The following is a 14,317-nucleotide window of genomic DNA, read 5'->3' on the forward strand; positions in this document are numbered from 1 at the left end:
TTTCATCATGTCGGTTCAAGGACTCCGCGCGACGACACCTGGCGGCATACCCGCTCCCGGAAGCCTCACGCGGTCGCCAGATGCTCGTCGGCGTAGCGCGAGAGCGCGTCGTCCGCGCCCTTCTCGACGGGCGTGAAATCCCGGTGCGCGATGAAATCCGGACGCGTCGGATTGCGTAGCGCGTTCGACACCGCCGACAGGGTCAGGTACACGATGCGCCGCGGATAGGGCGTGATGTTGCCGGCCGAGGCGTGCAGGATGTTCGCATGGAACATGAGCACGCCGCCGGCCTTGCCCGTGGGCGCGACGATGCCGTCTTTTTCCACCAGGCGGGTGATCGTTTCGTTGTCGGGCGTCCATAGCGGATACGACGTCGTCTTCAGGTCGTGCGCCGATTCCAGTTCGCCCGCCTTGTGGCTGCGCGGCACGATCATCAGCGGGCCGTTGATGGGCATGACTTCGTCGAGGAAGATCGCGATGTTCATGGCCCGCGGCTCCGGCATGCCGTCGTCCTTGTGCCAGGTGGGGAAGTCCTGGTGCCATTGCCAGACGTCGCCGGCGAAGGCCGCCTTGGCGTTGATCTTGAACTGGTGGATGTACGTCCGTTCGCCGAACAACTGCTCCAGCGGTTCGACCAGGCGCGGATCGTGCACCAGCCGCTCGCACGCCTCGTTATACGTGTGGCAGGCGAAGGCGGTGCGCGGCGCGCCGTTCTTTTCGCGCCAGACCTCCTCGCGCTCCTGGCCGAGCACGTCGGCCGCGGCCTGGCGCAGCACCTCGATCTCTTTCGGGGTGAAGCATTCCGGGATGAAGATATAGCCCAGTTCGTCGAAGCGGGCCAGTTGTTCGGCGTTGAGTTCCACTTGTGTCTCCTTTGGTCGTCTTGGTTTGTTTTGTTCGGACTTTGTTCGGACCTTGTCCCGGCGTTGTCCGGGCTTTGTCCGGGCGCCCTCGGCCCGGCGCAACGGCGGCGCCGGGAGACCCGGGGGCAGGGTGCTGCCTTGCTAAGCCTGTCGCGCGTCCAGCACCGCGGGCAGGCGGCGCTGGGCGTCCGAGCCCGCGCGGTCCAGGTGCCGGGTGATGAGATCCTGGGCTTCGTCCACTTCGCCCGCGATGACCGCCCGCGCAATCAGGCCGTGTTCTTCCCAGGCGCGCGTGGGAACGTCGCCTTCGCCCAGGTAGGTCGCCATCATCGAGCGCATCAGGTGTGGCCATTGCGCCGCCATCATCTGCTCGATCACCGGGTTGTCGGCCAGCCGGTACAGCGCGTTGTGAAAGCGCGCGTCGGCCTTCACCAGCGCCGGCAAGGTGGGGTTGGCGGCGCCGCACGCTTCCTTGCCGGTCGCCAGCGCGATCTCGAGTTCCTCGATCTGTGCCGGCGACGCCTGCCCGTCCCGGATCCTGCGCGTCGCCAGCAGCACGGCCATGCCTTCCAGGGCGGTGCGCGCGCGATACAGGTGGACGATGTAGTGCAGGTCGATGGGCGCGATCTCCACGCCTTGCTTGCCCGTCTCGCGCACCAGCCCCTGCTGCTTCAACAGTTGCAGGGCATGGCTGACGGGCTGGCGCGAAACGCCCAGGCGCTCCGCCAACTCGCCTTGCCGCACGCGCTGCCCGGGTTTCAGTTCGCCCAGGACGATCGAGTCGATCAGCAACCGGAAAACCTGGTCGATGAACTGGGGCTGCGCTTCCACAGAATGCTGAATTCCGAATTCCATAGCCGCCAGAATAGCGTTTTGGAATTCGGAATTCCAGTTTTTCGCGCTCAGTGATTTCCCTAGGCCAGGAGACCGCCCCCTGGCATCGCGCGCATGAACCGGCGGGCCGCCGCCTCAGGAGGGCGTGATCCCCGCCGCCTCCACGTATCCCTTCCACCGCGCCTTGTCCTGCTGCACGAAGGCCGCCACTTCCTTCGGCGTGGCCGGCGGATACAGCAGGAATCCCTGTTCGGCGTAGACCTGCTGCACCTTGGGCTTGTCGATCGACTTCTGGAATTCCTGGTTCAGCAGCGTGACGACGCTGTCCGGCGTCTTGCGCGGCGCGAAGACGCCGTGCCAGGTCACGATCTCGTAGTCCGTCCGGGTGACGCTGGCGATGGTGGGCAGTTGCGGCGCCCACGGCAGCGGCTCCTTGCTGGACACCGCCAGCGCCACCAGCTTGCCCGACTTCACCAGCGGATCCACCGCCGACCAGGCGTCGATGTGGAAGGTATTGCGTCCCGCCGCCAGGTCCGACATGGCCGTCATGTCCTTGTACGGCACGTGCAGGATGCCCGGCGCGCCGATGGCCCGCGCGAAGGTCGCGCCCGCGATATGGCTGGACGCGCCCACGCCATAGGAGCTGAAGCTGCGCTGCGTCGGATCCTTGCGCAGGTAGGCGATGAAGTCCTGCACGTTGGCGATCCCCAGCGAGGCCGGCACGACCAGCACCAGGGGCAGCTTCGCCGTGCGCGAAATCGCCGCGAAGTCATGGTCCGGGTCGAAGGGCAGCGTCTTGTAGACGTAGGGATTGATGCAGAAAGGCGTGGCCGTCGAATAGAGCAGCGTCGATCCGTCCGGCCGCGACACGGCCACCTGGCGGGTGCCGATGTTGCCGGCCGCTCCCGCCTTGTTCTCGACGATGAAGTTGCCGTGCAGCCGGTCGCTGACGTCGCCGACCAGCAGGCGGGCGAGGATGTCGGTGCTGCCGCCGGCGCCGTAGGGCACGATGACGTTGACCGGACCGGCGGGGTAGGGATCGCTGCGCGCCAGGGCGGAGCGGGGCAGGGAGAGGGAAAGCGGAAGCGCGGCGGCCCCCAACAGGCCGGACAGCGCTTTCAAGGCATGGCGACGCGGATGGTTCACGGATCACTCCTGATTATCTTGTTTCCGTCCGATCCCTTGTTCGCGGCGCCGGCGCGCTGGCCGTCGTCCGCACCGGACGGTCCGACATTTCAAGCTTGGTTGTGCGGGGGTGCTGCCTCTGCCTCTGTCTCGCGCCCCGCTCAGCGCGCCCTCCAGTGTTCATAGGCGTCGCGGGCCTGGTACCAACTGCCGATGGCGAACAGGAACCACGTGTTGCCGGAATAGAAAGGATGGCCGGGTATTTCCCCCATATCGAATGCGTTGACGGGTTCGCGCGATTGCGCGGCGATCTTGCGTCCCAGGCTGTGGCCCAGGTAGCTCATCATGGCTACGCCGCTGCCGTTGCAGCCCAGGGCGTAGTACAGGCCGTCGGCGCCGCCGATGTGCGGCATGGAATCCAGCGTCATGGCGACGTTGCCGCCCCAGCTATGCGTGATGCGCGTGCCCGCCAGTTGCGGAAAGCGCTTGAGCATGGCCCGGTACAGCAGGCGCGCGGTGGTTTCCTCGCTGGCCGGCGTGAAGCGCGCGCGCCCGCCGAACAGCAGGCGGCGGCCATCGGGCGACAGCCGGTAGTGATTGACCACGCGGCGCGATTCCGACACCGCGCGATTGGTCGGCAGGATGTCCGCCGCCAGGCCCGGCGGCAGTTCGTCGGTGGCGATCATGTAGGTGGCGATGGGCACCACCTTGCGGTCCAGGCCGGCCATGCCGGGGCCGGTGTAGCCGTTGGTGGCGATCACGACCTGCCGCGCCCGCACCGTGCCGCGCGCGCTGGCCACGTCATAGCCGCCCGGCGCGCGGACGATGCGCTGCACCGGCGTCTGCCCATGCACCTTCGCGCCTGCGGCGCGCGCCGCGGCCAGCATGCCGCCATAGAGCTGCGCCGGATGCAGGTGGCCGGCGCGCTCGATCAGGGCGGCGCCGTGATAGACGGACGAGCCGATTTCCTCGGCCAGCGCTTCGCGCGGAATCATGCGCGCGCGCGAATTCGTGTTGGCGTTCAGTTGCGCCATGCGGCCTTGCCAGGCGTCGTAGTGCTGGGGCAGCCACATGGTCGTCAGGCGTCCCGTGGGCTGCCAGCCGCACTGGATGCCGTGCCTGTCGATCAGCCCGACGACGTGGTTCATGGCCGCGTCGGCGTCGCGCAGCCGCGCGGACAGGCGTTCGGCGCGCTGCGCGTCGTTCTCGCCCACGGCCGCCAGGGCTTTCTTCTGGACGTTGACGCCGCCCGAGACCTGGCCGCCGGAGCGGGTGCTGGCGCCGATGCCCGGGCGCCCGGCCTCCAGCACCACCGCGTCGATGCCCGCCTCGCGCAGCGTCAGCGCGCAGCAGATGCCGGTATAGCCGGCGCCGACGATGACGACGTCGGCGCTGGCGGGCAGCGCGTCGTCGCCGGTCTCGGGCGGCGTGTAGGCTTCCCACCAATAGGGCAGCTTGCGGAAGTCCGAAGAAAAAATCCCGGCGGACGAAACCATGCCATGCTCCTTGCTTGCCGTGGCCGGCAACCGCCGCGGTCGCGGGCGCGCGTTGCGCGCCCATGGACGATCGTAGCGGCGCGGCCGGCGTTGACGATGGGTATTTACCCGGCGTCGGGTGGGTCGTTCAGGCGCGCGCCGCGATGTCGGCCGGCCGGGGCAGGTCGGCGTACCGCTCGGCCAGCGTCGCGTAGATGCGGTCGATGTCGGCGGCGCCGCCGTCGGCCGGCGCCGCCGCGCCCGCCAGCGCGGCGAACATCTGGTGCTTGACGAAGTGCCGCCAACTGACGGGAAGGGCCGCCATGATGCGGGTCATGGCGTCGTAGCGCGCGGCGGTCCAGACGCGCTCGAAGCGGCTGCGGCCCGGCCCGAAATCGAAATGCCCGTCCACCGCTTGCGCGCCGGCGCGCAGGGACCGCGTGGCTTCCTCGTCGACCGTCAGGTCGGCGCGCAGCGCCACGCCATAGGCCTTGCGGGCGTATTCGATCGACACGAAACCGCAGCGCACGTCCTGCACCACGCGCTCGACCGGGCGTTCGTGCGGATGGCCGTAGCCGCCGCCGGCGGGACCTTCCAGCCGGATGACGTCGCCGGGCGCGCAGTTGACCAGGTCGCTGTTGCGCAGTTCCTCCGGCTGCTCGGAATCCGGATTCCTGATGAAGCGCGAGTTGGCCCCCGCCTGGCCGCCGAGCACGCCCCACGCTGCCAGTTCGGAGCGGTTGCGGTTGCGCGCCGTGACCACGCCGTTGGGCGCCAGCAGCTTGAATTCCATCGTGGCCGCGTTGCCGCCGCGCAGGCGGCCCGCGCCGCCGGTGTCGGGCACCAGGCCGTAGCGGATGATCTCGATGGGCACTTCGGCCTCGTTGATCTCCACGGGGGTGTTCTTCAGGAAGGCGTTGTTGGCGCCGCAGCCTTCCACGCCGTCGAATTCGGGGCCCGCGCCGGCGCCGCCGCCGCAAGGGCCGATGGAGGACAGCACCTGGCGTCCCTCGCGCGTGGCGGTCTTGACGTTGAGCAGCGTCGAGCCGCCGGCGGGGCAGGCCGGCAGGCGCTCGGGCAGGGCGCGGTTGAAGGCGCCGAACGTGCAGGCCTGGATCACCGCGGCCATCAGGCTGCGCATGCCCACCGCCGCCGGCGCGTGCGGATTGACCACCGAGCCCTCGGGCAGCACGGCATGGCAGGGCCGCACCGAACCGAAATTGAGCATGTTGCGGGGCGCCAGCGTATGCATGACGTAGATCAGTCCCACCGTGATGACCGAGTGGTGCCCGTCGCCGCCGGTCGGCACGTTCAGCGACGACGCCACCTGCGGATCGCTGCCGGTGAAGTCCAGCGTCAACTCGTCGCCGCGCACGCGCAGCGTGATGTGGATGCGGCAGGGATAGCCGCCCACCGAGTCCTCGTCGGCGTACTCGGAGAACGCATAGTCGCCGTCGGGTATCTCGCGGATCAGCGCGCGGGTCTGCTGTTCCGCGTAGTCGAGTATGGCCTCGGCGCCCTGCATGAATTCCTCGACGCCGAAGCGGTCGATGATTTCATGGACCTTGCGTTCGCCGACGTTCAGCGCGGCGATCTGCGCGTTCAGGTCGCCCTGGTTCTGGTCCGGCATGCGCACGTTGACCGCCAGGATGCGCAGCAGCTTCTCGTCGATCACGCCGTCGCGCATCAGCAGCATGGGCGGGATGCGGATGCCTTCCTGGTGCACTTCGGTGAGCGTGCGCGACAGCGAGGCCGGCACCGCGCCGCCCATGTCGGTGTTGTGGATGTGCGTGCCGACGAAGCACACCAGCCGGCCGTCGCGGAACACCGGCTTCCACACGTGCATGTCGGGCGTGTGGGTGGAGACGTAGCCGCTGTACGGATCGTTGGTCAGGTAGATGTCGCCTTCGCGGTAGTCGTCCGTCATCCGGATCACGCGGCCGTAGTCCAGGCCCGTGTACCACGTGGCCCCGAAGGTCTTGGGCGATGCGAAGGTCTTGCCGGACGGCGTCATCAGTTGCGCGGAGAAGTCCTCGGTCTCCTTGACGAAGGTGGAGTAGGCCGTGCGCATCAGCGTGTAGCCCATGGCCTCGGCGGCGGCGGTGCAGTGGTTGGCCAGCACCTGCAGGCGGAAATTGTCCACGGTATGGCTCACGACGGCTCTCCTTCGGCGGTGATGCGCAGATTGGCGTATTCGTCGACCCGGCAGACGTGATCGGCCGGGATGACCGTGGTGCAATCGTCCTGGGTGACGATGGCGGGGCCGCTGAACCGCTGGCCGGCGCGCAGGGCCGTGCGGCTGTGGAGATCCACGTCGCGGAAACCCCCGTCCAGCCAGACGCGCACGCGTCGTTCCGGCGCCGGCGTGCCGGCGACCGTTTCGTGGCGCGGGAAGCGGGGCTTGTCGTTGTTGCCGGAGATCACCACCCGCAGGCTGACGACCTGCACCGGCGCGCGTTCGTCGGCGTGTCCGTAGAGGCGGCGGTGCATGGCATGGAAGGCCCGCGCCACCGCCGCGACGTCGCCGGCCGCCAGGTGGGCGGGGTCCAGCTCCGTGTCGATTTCGTAGGACTGGCCGCGGTAGCGCATCTCCGCCGAGTAGACGAGATCGGCGCGTTCGGCGTGGCCCTGTTCCTGGAGCAGCCATCGTTCGGCGCGTTCCCGCAGCGCGGCGAATTCGTCGCGGATGGCGGGCAGGCTGGCGGGCGTCAGGTCGGTATAGACGGTCTTGAGGAAATCGCTCTTGAGGTCGGCGATCAGGCCCCCCAGCGCGCTGAGCGTGCCGGGGGAGGGGGGCACGACGATTTCCTTGACCTTGATTTCGCGGGCCAGGAAGCAGCCCAGCATGGGGCCGGCGCCGCCGAACGCGAGCACGGCGTATTCGCGCGGGTCGATGCCGTAGCGCGACACCAGGCCGCTGACTTCCGTGTACATGCCTGACACGGCGATCTGGATGATGGCCTCGGCGGTTTCCTCGATGCCGCGGCCCAGGCGCTCGGCCAGTTCGCCGACCGCCTGGCGCGAGGCCTGCGCGTCGACTTCCACCGCCTGGTAGCCGAGGTCGGAATGGCCGACCAGGCCGCAGCAGACGAAGGCGTCGGTGATGGTGGCGCGGGTGCCGCCGCGCCGGTAGCAGGCCGGTCCGGGCCGCGAGCCGGCGCTTTCCGGGCCGACCTTGAGCACGCCCAGCGGATCGACCCAGGCGATGGAGCCGCCGCCTTCGCCGACTGACGACACGGACACCGAAGGGATGTAGATCTGGAAATCGCCGATCAATTCGCCCACGCCGTACTGGGGCTTGCCGTCGATGATGACGGCGATGTCGGCGCTGGTGCCGCCGATGTCCAGGCTGAGGCAGCGCGGGATGCCGGCGGTGGCGGCGACGTGGGCGGCGCCGATCACGCCGGCGGCGGTGCCCGACAGGATCATCTGCACGCAGTCGCGCTTGCCCTGTTCGGCCGTCATGACGCCGCCGTTGGACTTGGTCAGGCGCGGCTCGGGCCGCACGCCGGCGTTCTTCAGCGCGGCCTGCAGCGAGCCCAGGTAGTGCGCCACGCGCGGCTGGACGTAGCCGCCGATGACCGCGGTGATGGTGCGTTCGTATTCGCGGATGATGGGCCAGGTTTCGCTGGAGCACGACACCGGCAGGCCGGGCGCGATCGCGGCGGCGATTTCCCTGATCCGCAGTTCGTGCGCCGGATTGCGGTAGGCGTGCAGCAGGGACACGACGATGCCCTCGGCGCCGGCGGCCTGGGCAGCCCGCACGGCCTGCTCGACGCTGGCTTCGTCCAGCGGCCGGCGCACCGAGCCGTCCGGCCCCATGCGCTCGTCGATGCCGAACACCATGCTGCGCTCGATCAGCGGCGCCGGCCGGCGCGACAGCAGGTGGTACATGTCGGGCGTCTTCAGGCGCGCCAGCTCCAGCACGTCGCAGAAGTTGCGGGTGGCGAACAGCGCCAGCTTCAGGCCCTTGCGCTGGATGACCGTATTGATGCCGACCGTGGTGCCGTGCGTGAAGTAGCTGATCTCGCCGGGCTGTATGCCGTAGCGCTCGCCCAGCATGCGCACCCCGGCGATGACTTCCTCGCCCGGCTGGTCCGGGCGGGAGAACACTTTCAGGCTCTTGATTTCGCCGCTGTCTTCGTCGAAGACGGCGAAGTCGGTAAAGGATCCGCCGATATCGACGCCAACTCTATACCCCATGAATGCCCCCGGTTCTGCTGATGACCGCGAAAGGGAGTAGCCGCTTGCGGATAACCGCGAGGTCGGCTATTATTTTTCACTAGATGAACAATCATTTCACCCCGTGATCAAATGAATGATAATAGGTCGGTCCAGAGGTGTCTAGCCATCTTGCGGGCTTTTCGTAGCGGCCCCGGGCAATCCCTGACGGCGCTCTCGCAAGCGGTGGATCTGCCGCACGCCACGGTGCTGCGGCTGCTGAACACGCTGCTGGGGGAGGGCTACGTGCGCAAGGAGGGGACGCGCTGGTCGTTGACGCCGCAACTGCTGGAGATCGGCTTCGCGGCCCTGGCCAACACCGGCGTCGACGATATCATCCAGTCTTCGCTGCAGGCGCTGGCCGATCGCTGCGACGGCATGGTCAACATCGGCGAGCGGGCCAAGGACGAGGCCGTGATCATCGCGCGGGCCAGTTCGGCGTCGGAACGCCGCAAGATCCTCGTCGTCAACCTGCGGGTCGGCAATGCGCTGCCGCCGGGCAGCGCGCTATGTTCGGCGCTGGGCCTGCCGCCGGAGCGCTGGGCGGTCGCCACGTATCCGGACCGCCGCGTGACGACCGTGGGCATCCCCTTGTTCACCAGCGAGACGCGCGCCCTGTCGCTGGGCCTGTCGGTCAATGACGACGATTACGACGCCGCCCGCATCGAGGCCGAATTGCTGCCGATGATGCGCGACGAGCGCGACCGGATACTGCGATTAATGCATCTCGGTGCGGTCTGAAACGTAAACCGGCAGGGGGTTACTGAGCTGTCGGCGCGCTCGCCACCGCGACGCGCCGGGACGGTTCTTTCTAACCTCGTCGCGGAAGCCGGAAAACATGTCTTATCAGTTCAAGCTCATCTACAACCTGCAGGACGCTTCACGCCTCGACAACCTCACCGACGAGTTGCTGCGCCTGTTGAAATACAACGGCTGTGAAGACGTCGTGCTGGCATGGCAGCGGGGCGACCTCGTGGCGCTGGCCTTCGATCGCGAGGCCCCCAGCATGGACGATGCCGTGGCCCAGGCGGTGCAGGAAGTCAGCCGCGTGGTGCGTGTCGACCAGTTGGTGCGGGTGCAGGCGGGATAGGCGCCGCGTCCTCGTCCTCATCCACGTCGTCGCGCCGGGCGATGCCCGCGAAATACTTGCCGGGCGGCTTGCCCAGCGATTTCTTGAACATGCTGATGAACGCCGTGACCGAGTCGTAGCCCAGGGCTTCGGCCACGCGCTGCACGGACTGGCCCGCCGACAACTGGTGCAGGGCCACGATCAGGTGCAATTGCTGGCGCCAGCGGCCGAAGGTCAGGCCGGTTTCCTGCCTGACCAGGCGGGCCAGCGTCCGTTCGCTGGTGGCCACCACCTTGGCCCACTCCGCCAGCGTGCGGCGGTCGGCGGGATCTTCCGACAACATTTTCGCGATGCGCCGCAGGCGCGGTTCGGCGGAGGTGGGCAGGCGCAGTCGTTCCCGCGGCATGCGCGCCAATTCTTCCAGCAGCACCACGGCCAGGCGGCCGGTGGCGCTGTCCGCTTCGTATTCGGAAGGCAGGTCCGCCAGGCGCAGCACCAGCTCGCGCGCCAGCGGCGAAATGGCCAGGGTGCAGCAATGGCCGGGCAGGTCGGCGGCGCCGGGTTGGACGAACAGGTAGCCCATGCGCGCGTTGGCCGTGGCGCGGATGCTGTGCGGGAGTTCGCTGGGCACCCACACCGCGCATGCCGGCGGCACCATCCAGACCCCGTCGGGGACTTCGCAGACCACGCCCCCGCGCAAGGCCACCACCAGTTGCCCCTGCGGGTGGCGATGGGTCGGCACCTCGGCGCGATGATCCGCCGCCCGCACGCGCACGCCGAAGACCGGACCCAGCCGCGGGCTTTCCTCGAAGATCTTCAGGGGCCCCAGCAGCACGCCCTCGGAGGACGCCGCGGTGGCGAGGGCGAGACGCGGGACGGGCCGGGGGCGTGGCGGCATGGCGGGAAAAGGCGCGCCGCGGGGAAAGGCGGACGCGGCGCAATGGCAGGATTCAGCGATTTCTTGGCATCTTAGCTGAATTCATGACGCGCCGGCCGGCGTTAAGGTTACGGACCGCGCTACCCGTGCCGGCCCGAGAGGCCTGGCATGGTGATATCCCAAATGATGTAGACGCTATGACAACCCCTGATACTTCGCATCGCTCACTCGCCCGGCCCGCGCTCCTGATTGCTGGTTTGTTGCTGATCGCCAGCAATCTGCGCGCGCCCGTCACCGGCCTGGCGCCCATCCTCGGCGTGCTGCAGGCCCACTACGCCCTGTCGCCCGCCCAGGCCGGCATGCTGACCACGCTGCCGCTGCTGGCCTTCGGCTTCGTCTCCCCGTTCGCCGCCTTGCTGGCCCGCGAATACGGCCTGGAGCGCACCCTGTTCGGGGCCATGTGGCTGGTGGCCGGCGGCCTGCTGGTGCGTTCGGCCGGCCCGCTGTGGTGCCTCTACCTGGGCACCGCGATCAGCGGTTCCGGCATCGCCATGGGCAACGTGCTGCTGCCCAGCCTGGTCAAGCGGGACTTCCCGGCGCGGGTGCCCGCCGTCATGGGCGCGTGCGCGCTGACCATGGGCGGCATCGCCGCGCTGGTCTCGGCCGGCGTGGTGCCGTTGGCGGCGGCCTGGGGCTGGCAGGGGGCGCTGCTCGCCGTCATCGTCTTCCCGCTGGCCGCCGTGGCGGCCTGGACCAGCCAGCTCGGCGCGCATACCGGGCCGGCCCGCGGCACGGCGGCGCCGCCGCATGGCGGCCCGGTCTGGCATTCGGCGCTGGCCTGGCAGGTGACGCTGTTCATGGGCATCAATTCGCTGCTCTATTACGTGCTGATAAGCTGGCTGCCGGCCATCCTGGCCGATGCCGGCTACACACCGGCCGAGGCGGGGGCGGTGCATGGCGGCATGCAGTTCGCGTCCGCCGTGCCCGGCATCGTCCTGGCCCCGCTGGTGGGCCGCATGAAGGACCAGACCCGCGTGGCGGCCGCCATGGCGTTGATGATGGGCGTCGGCCTGCTGGGCCTGCTGTTCGTGCCCGCGGGCGCCACCGTGTGGGCCTTGCTGTACGGCTTCGGCTCCGGCGGCGGCATCTTGCTGGCGCTGATCTTCATGGGCCTGCGCGCCTCGAACGCGCGCCAGGCGGCGGCCCTGTCCGGCATGGCGCAGTGCGTGGGCTACACCCTGGCCGCTTGCGGGCCGGCCTTGACCGGCAAGCTGCACGACCTGGCGGGCGGCTGGACCGTTCCACTGGCGATAGGCGTGGTCCTGTCGCTGGCGATGGCGGCCTTCGGCGCGCTCGCCGGCCGGGCGCGCCAGATCGGCGACGTCCCGGCGGGCGAAAAGCGCCTGGCCTGAGGCGGCGCGGCCCGCGTCAGCGCGCGAACGGCGAGAAGTCCACTTTCGCGCTGTCGAAGGCGGCGTCGATGTGCGCCAGCAGGGCCTGGCTTTCGGCGGGCGCCAGGCCGCCGTAGGCGCAGTTCGCCTGGAACTTGCGCGTCAGCTCGTCGTCGCCGAGCGGATGATCGACGCCGCCCTTGAAATATCCCTGGCGGAATTCATGCACCTTGCCGTCGGTCAGGGTGACCTTCACGTGTCCAGTGAACTGCCTGGGGTAGGGATTGGCGGGATCGACCACGTAGGTCACCTTGCGCGCCAGGGCGACGATGGCCGGATCCTTGACGATTTCGTCGTCGTATTCGCCCAGGCCCGCGTCGCCGCGCAGGATGGCCACCGCGACGGCGTAGGGCACGCTGAACTTGGCGGCATAGCCATTGGGCGGCGACTGCTTCAGCGCCAGGGGCTCCCACAGGCGGTGCAGCACGCCCTCGGCGGCCTCGCATTCGATGGCGGCGATGGCGGCCGGGTCCAGGCCCAGCTTGCCGAATTCGCGGGCGCAATCGATGTAGGGATGGCACATGGTGCCGCAGGCATAGGGCTTGAACGCGATGCCGGGCCAGATCCATTTTTCGCCGAAGCCGTCCAGCATGGCCTCGAAGTCGCCGTCCAGGGTATTGGCGAAACCGTGGAAGACGCCGTGGCTGCCCTCGAAGACCGTGCGCGGGCCCTTGAAGCCGACCATGGCCAGCCGCACCGCGCGGTAGCCGGATTGCGCGGCCCAGCCGGGGTGCAGGCGCTTGGTCCAGGAGCCGTCGGCCAGATACTCGATGATGCCGGAGGACAGGCTGCCGGCGATGCCGAAGGCGTCGGTCAGCGGCTGCGCGCCCAGGCGCAGGGCCGCGCCGATGCCCGCCACCGCGCCGAAGACGCCGAATATCGCGGTCGGATGAAAGCCCGCCTTGTGGACCTTGGTCGGCGCGACGGCGCACAGGCGGCACATGACTTCCGCGCCGACGGCCAGGCCGCGCAGGAAATCGGCGCCGCTCAGGCCGTGGCGCTCGGCCGTGGCCAGCAGGGCCGGCACGATGACCACGCCGGCGTGCACGGGGCCGCCTTCGTAGGTGTCGTCGAAATCCTCGCCATGCGCCGCGGTGCCGTTGACGAAGGCGGCGCCTTCCGCGCCCAGGCGCCGCGCGTGGCCGAAGACCGTGCAGGGACCGTTCTGGTCCAGGGCCTCCAGGCAGGCGTGCACATAGGGCTGGGCGCGCGCGGCGATGGCGATGCCGGCGATATCCAGCAGCATGCGGCGGCCGGTGGCGCGGGCGTCGGGCGACTGCTCGGGCCGCGCGTCGACGATGCCCTGGGCGAGGCGTTGCGAGATGGAGACTGCGGGTAGGGAATGCGTATCGGACATGATGGGTTTCCTGCTCGGGGAAAAGACGGACGGCTTCAATCCAGCGAAATGTGGTTCTCGCGGGCCACGCGCTTCCACGTCTCGATGTCGTGGGCGATGTAGTCGCCGAACTGGCGCGGCGTCATCGGCATGGGATCCACGCCCAGGTTGCGCAGGCGCTCCCGGAAGCCGTCGGACTTCAGGATGTCGTTGACGGTCTGGTTCAACTTGGCGGTGACGGCCGCGGGCATGCCGGCCGGGCCGACCACGCCGTACCAGGTCAGGGCCTGCATCTTCGGGTAGCCCTGTTCGGCGAAGGTGGGCACGTCCGGGATGACGGGATTGCGCTTGTCTCCCGTCACCGCCAGGGGCCGGGCCTTGCCGGACTTGATGACGGCCAGGCCCGCGGCGACGCCCGGGAACACCGACTGCACGCGGCCGCCGATCATGTCGGTCTGCGCCTCGGCCATGCTTTTATAGGGCACCGACAAGTCCTTGAAGCCCGCTTCGGACTTGAATTCCTCCATCGCCAGGTGGTTGAGCGTGCCGTTGCCGGAGGTGCCGTAGCTCAGCGTGTCGCCATGCGCTTTCGCGTAGGCGACGAATTCCGGCAGCGTCTTCGCCGGCAGGGCGGTGCTGGCGATCAGCACGTTGGCGGTGCCGCCGATCATGGCGACGGGCGTGAAGCTCTTGACCGGGTCGTAGGGCGTCTTGCGCACGGCGGGGTTGGTGCCGTGGGTAGCCACGTAGGCCACCATCAGGGTATAGCCGTCCGGCTTGGCGCGCGCCGTGTCGGTGGCGCCTATCGTCCCGCCGGCGCCGCCCTGGTTGTCCACGTAGAAGGTCTGTCCCAGGCGCTTGCTCAATTCCTCGGCCAGGGAGCGCGCCATGATGTCGACGCCGCCCCCCGCGCCTTGCGGTGCGATGACGCGGACCTTGTGGTCCGGATAGGCGGCTTGCGCCTGGGCCAGCGGGGCGGTGGCCAGCAAGGCGAGGGCGCAGAGGGCGCGCGGCAGCCTGCGCGCCGGTGGATGGGGCTTGTGCATGGGTTGTCTCCTCGGGCTCC

Annotated in this window: 12 protein-coding genes; 3 read left to right on the forward strand and 9 right to left on the reverse strand. The window is 69.0% G+C overall.

Annotation, left to right across the window (positions count from 1 at the left end):
• Nucleotides 1-65 precede the first annotated feature (65 nt).
• From CAL29_RS12360 to CAL29_RS12385, 6 genes are all read right to left on the reverse strand, one after another.
• Complete coding sequence (locus CAL29_RS12360) at nucleotides 66-863, reverse strand: phytanoyl-CoA dioxygenase family protein (protein WP_094853318.1); 798 nt, start codon at nucleotides 861-863, stop codon at nucleotides 66-68.
• Between the two features lie 141 nt (nucleotides 864-1,004).
• Nucleotides 1,005-1,694 (reverse strand): GntR family transcriptional regulator, encoded by a 690-nt coding sequence (locus CAL29_RS12365; RefSeq protein ID WP_256977410.1) that lies wholly within the window; start codon nucleotides 1,692-1,694, stop codon nucleotides 1,005-1,007.
• Nucleotides 1,695-1,832: 138 nt separating this feature from the next.
• Nucleotides 1,833-2,843, reverse strand: a complete 1,011-nt coding sequence (locus tag CAL29_RS12370) for a Bug family tripartite tricarboxylate transporter substrate binding protein (RefSeq protein WP_094853319.1) — start codon at nucleotides 2,841-2,843, stop codon at nucleotides 1,833-1,835.
• A 140-nt stretch (nucleotides 2,844-2,983) separates the two neighbouring features.
• Nucleotides 2,984-4,318 (reverse strand): NAD(P)/FAD-dependent oxidoreductase, encoded by a 1,335-nt coding sequence (locus CAL29_RS12375; protein WP_094853320.1) that lies wholly within the window; start codon nucleotides 4,316-4,318, stop codon nucleotides 2,984-2,986.
• Between the two features lie 127 nt (nucleotides 4,319-4,445).
• Nucleotides 4,446-6,452 (reverse strand): hydantoinase B/oxoprolinase family protein, encoded by a 2,007-nt coding sequence (locus CAL29_RS12380; RefSeq protein WP_094853321.1) that lies wholly within the window; start codon nucleotides 6,450-6,452, stop codon nucleotides 4,446-4,448.
• A complete protein-coding gene (locus CAL29_RS12385) occupies nucleotides 6,449-8,500 on the reverse strand; it encodes a hydantoinase/oxoprolinase family protein (protein WP_094853322.1) in 2,052 nt (683 codons plus the stop codon). Before CAL29_RS12385 ends, CAL29_RS12380 begins: the two co-directional genes overlap by 4 nt.
• 111 nt (nucleotides 8,501-8,611) lie before the next feature.
• Here CAL29_RS12385 and CAL29_RS12390 point away from each other — a divergent pair, with 111 nt between their 5' ends.
• Together CAL29_RS12390 and CAL29_RS12395 are read left to right on the forward strand one after the other, a co-directional pair.
• The gene (locus CAL29_RS12390; RefSeq protein ID WP_094853323.1) at nucleotides 8,612-9,259 is read left to right on the forward strand and encodes an IclR family transcriptional regulator; all 648 of its coding nucleotides are present in this window, start codon (nucleotides 8,612-8,614) and stop codon (nucleotides 9,257-9,259) included.
• 97 nt (nucleotides 9,260-9,356) lie between these two features.
• Nucleotides 9,357-9,608 (forward strand): hypothetical protein, encoded by a 252-nt coding sequence (locus CAL29_RS12395; protein WP_094853324.1) that lies wholly within the window; start codon nucleotides 9,357-9,359, stop codon nucleotides 9,606-9,608.
• On the opposite strand, the gene CAL29_RS12400 is transcribed toward CAL29_RS12395, so the two are convergent.
• On the reverse strand, nucleotides 9,559-10,485 hold the full coding sequence (locus CAL29_RS12400) for an AraC family transcriptional regulator (RefSeq protein ID WP_094853325.1): 927 nt from the start codon (nucleotides 10,483-10,485) through the stop codon (nucleotides 9,559-9,561). The genes CAL29_RS12395 and CAL29_RS12400 overlap by 50 nt on opposite strands.
• A 176-nt stretch (nucleotides 10,486-10,661) precedes the next feature.
• Here CAL29_RS12400 and CAL29_RS12405 point away from each other — a divergent pair, with 176 nt between their 5' ends.
• Entirely contained in the window at nucleotides 10,662-11,876 is a 1,215-nt protein-coding gene (locus CAL29_RS12405; protein WP_094853326.1) for an MFS transporter, read from the forward strand.
• A 16-nt stretch (nucleotides 11,877-11,892) separates the two neighbouring features.
• Here the strand turns inward: CAL29_RS12405 and CAL29_RS12410 are convergent, their stop codons facing one another.
• Entirely contained in the window at nucleotides 11,893-13,272 is a 1,380-nt protein-coding gene (locus tag CAL29_RS12410; RefSeq protein WP_094853327.1) for an MmgE/PrpD family protein, read from the reverse strand.
• A 35-nt stretch (nucleotides 13,273-13,307) separates the two neighbouring features.
• Nucleotides 13,308-14,297, reverse strand: coding sequence for a Bug family tripartite tricarboxylate transporter substrate binding protein (locus CAL29_RS12415; protein WP_094853328.1), 990 nt, complete (start codon nucleotides 14,295-14,297; stop codon nucleotides 13,308-13,310).
• Between the last annotated feature and the right edge of the window lie 20 nt (nucleotides 14,298-14,317).

It is taken from the genome of Bordetella genomosp. 10 (assembly GCF_002261225.1).
In the GTDB taxonomy this organism is placed as follows: domain Bacteria; phylum Pseudomonadota; class Gammaproteobacteria; order Burkholderiales; family Burkholderiaceae_B; genus Bordetella_C.

Bases quoted from the DNA above. Each gene is read 5' to 3' on its own strand.
- CAL29_RS12375 (WP_094853320.1), bottom strand. From the start codon at position 4,318: ATGGTTTCGTCCGCCGGGATTTTTTCTTCGGACTTCCGCAAGCTGCCC.
- CAL29_RS12385 (WP_094853322.1), bottom strand. From the start codon at position 8,500: ATGGGGTATAGAGTTGGCGTCGATATCGGCGGATCCTTTACCGACTTC.
- CAL29_RS12390 (WP_094853323.1), top strand. From the start codon at position 8,612: ATGAATGATAATAGGTCGGTCCAGAGGTGTCTAGCCATCTTGCGGGCT.
- CAL29_RS12395 (WP_094853324.1), top strand. From the start codon at position 9,357: ATGTCTTATCAGTTCAAGCTCATCTACAACCTGCAGGACGCTTCACGC.
- CAL29_RS12400 (WP_094853325.1), bottom strand. From the start codon at position 10,485: ATGCCGCCACGCCCCCGGCCCGTCCCGCGTCTCGCCCTCGCCACCGCG.
- CAL29_RS12405 (WP_094853326.1), top strand. From the start codon at position 10,662: ATGACAACCCCTGATACTTCGCATCGCTCACTCGCCCGGCCCGCGCTC.
- CAL29_RS12410 (WP_094853327.1), bottom strand. From the start codon at position 13,272: ATGTCCGATACGCATTCCCTACCCGCAGTCTCCATCTCGCAACGCCTC.
- CAL29_RS12415 (WP_094853328.1), bottom strand. From the start codon at position 14,297: ATGCACAAGCCCCATCCACCGGCGCGCAGGCTGCCGCGCGCCCTCTGC.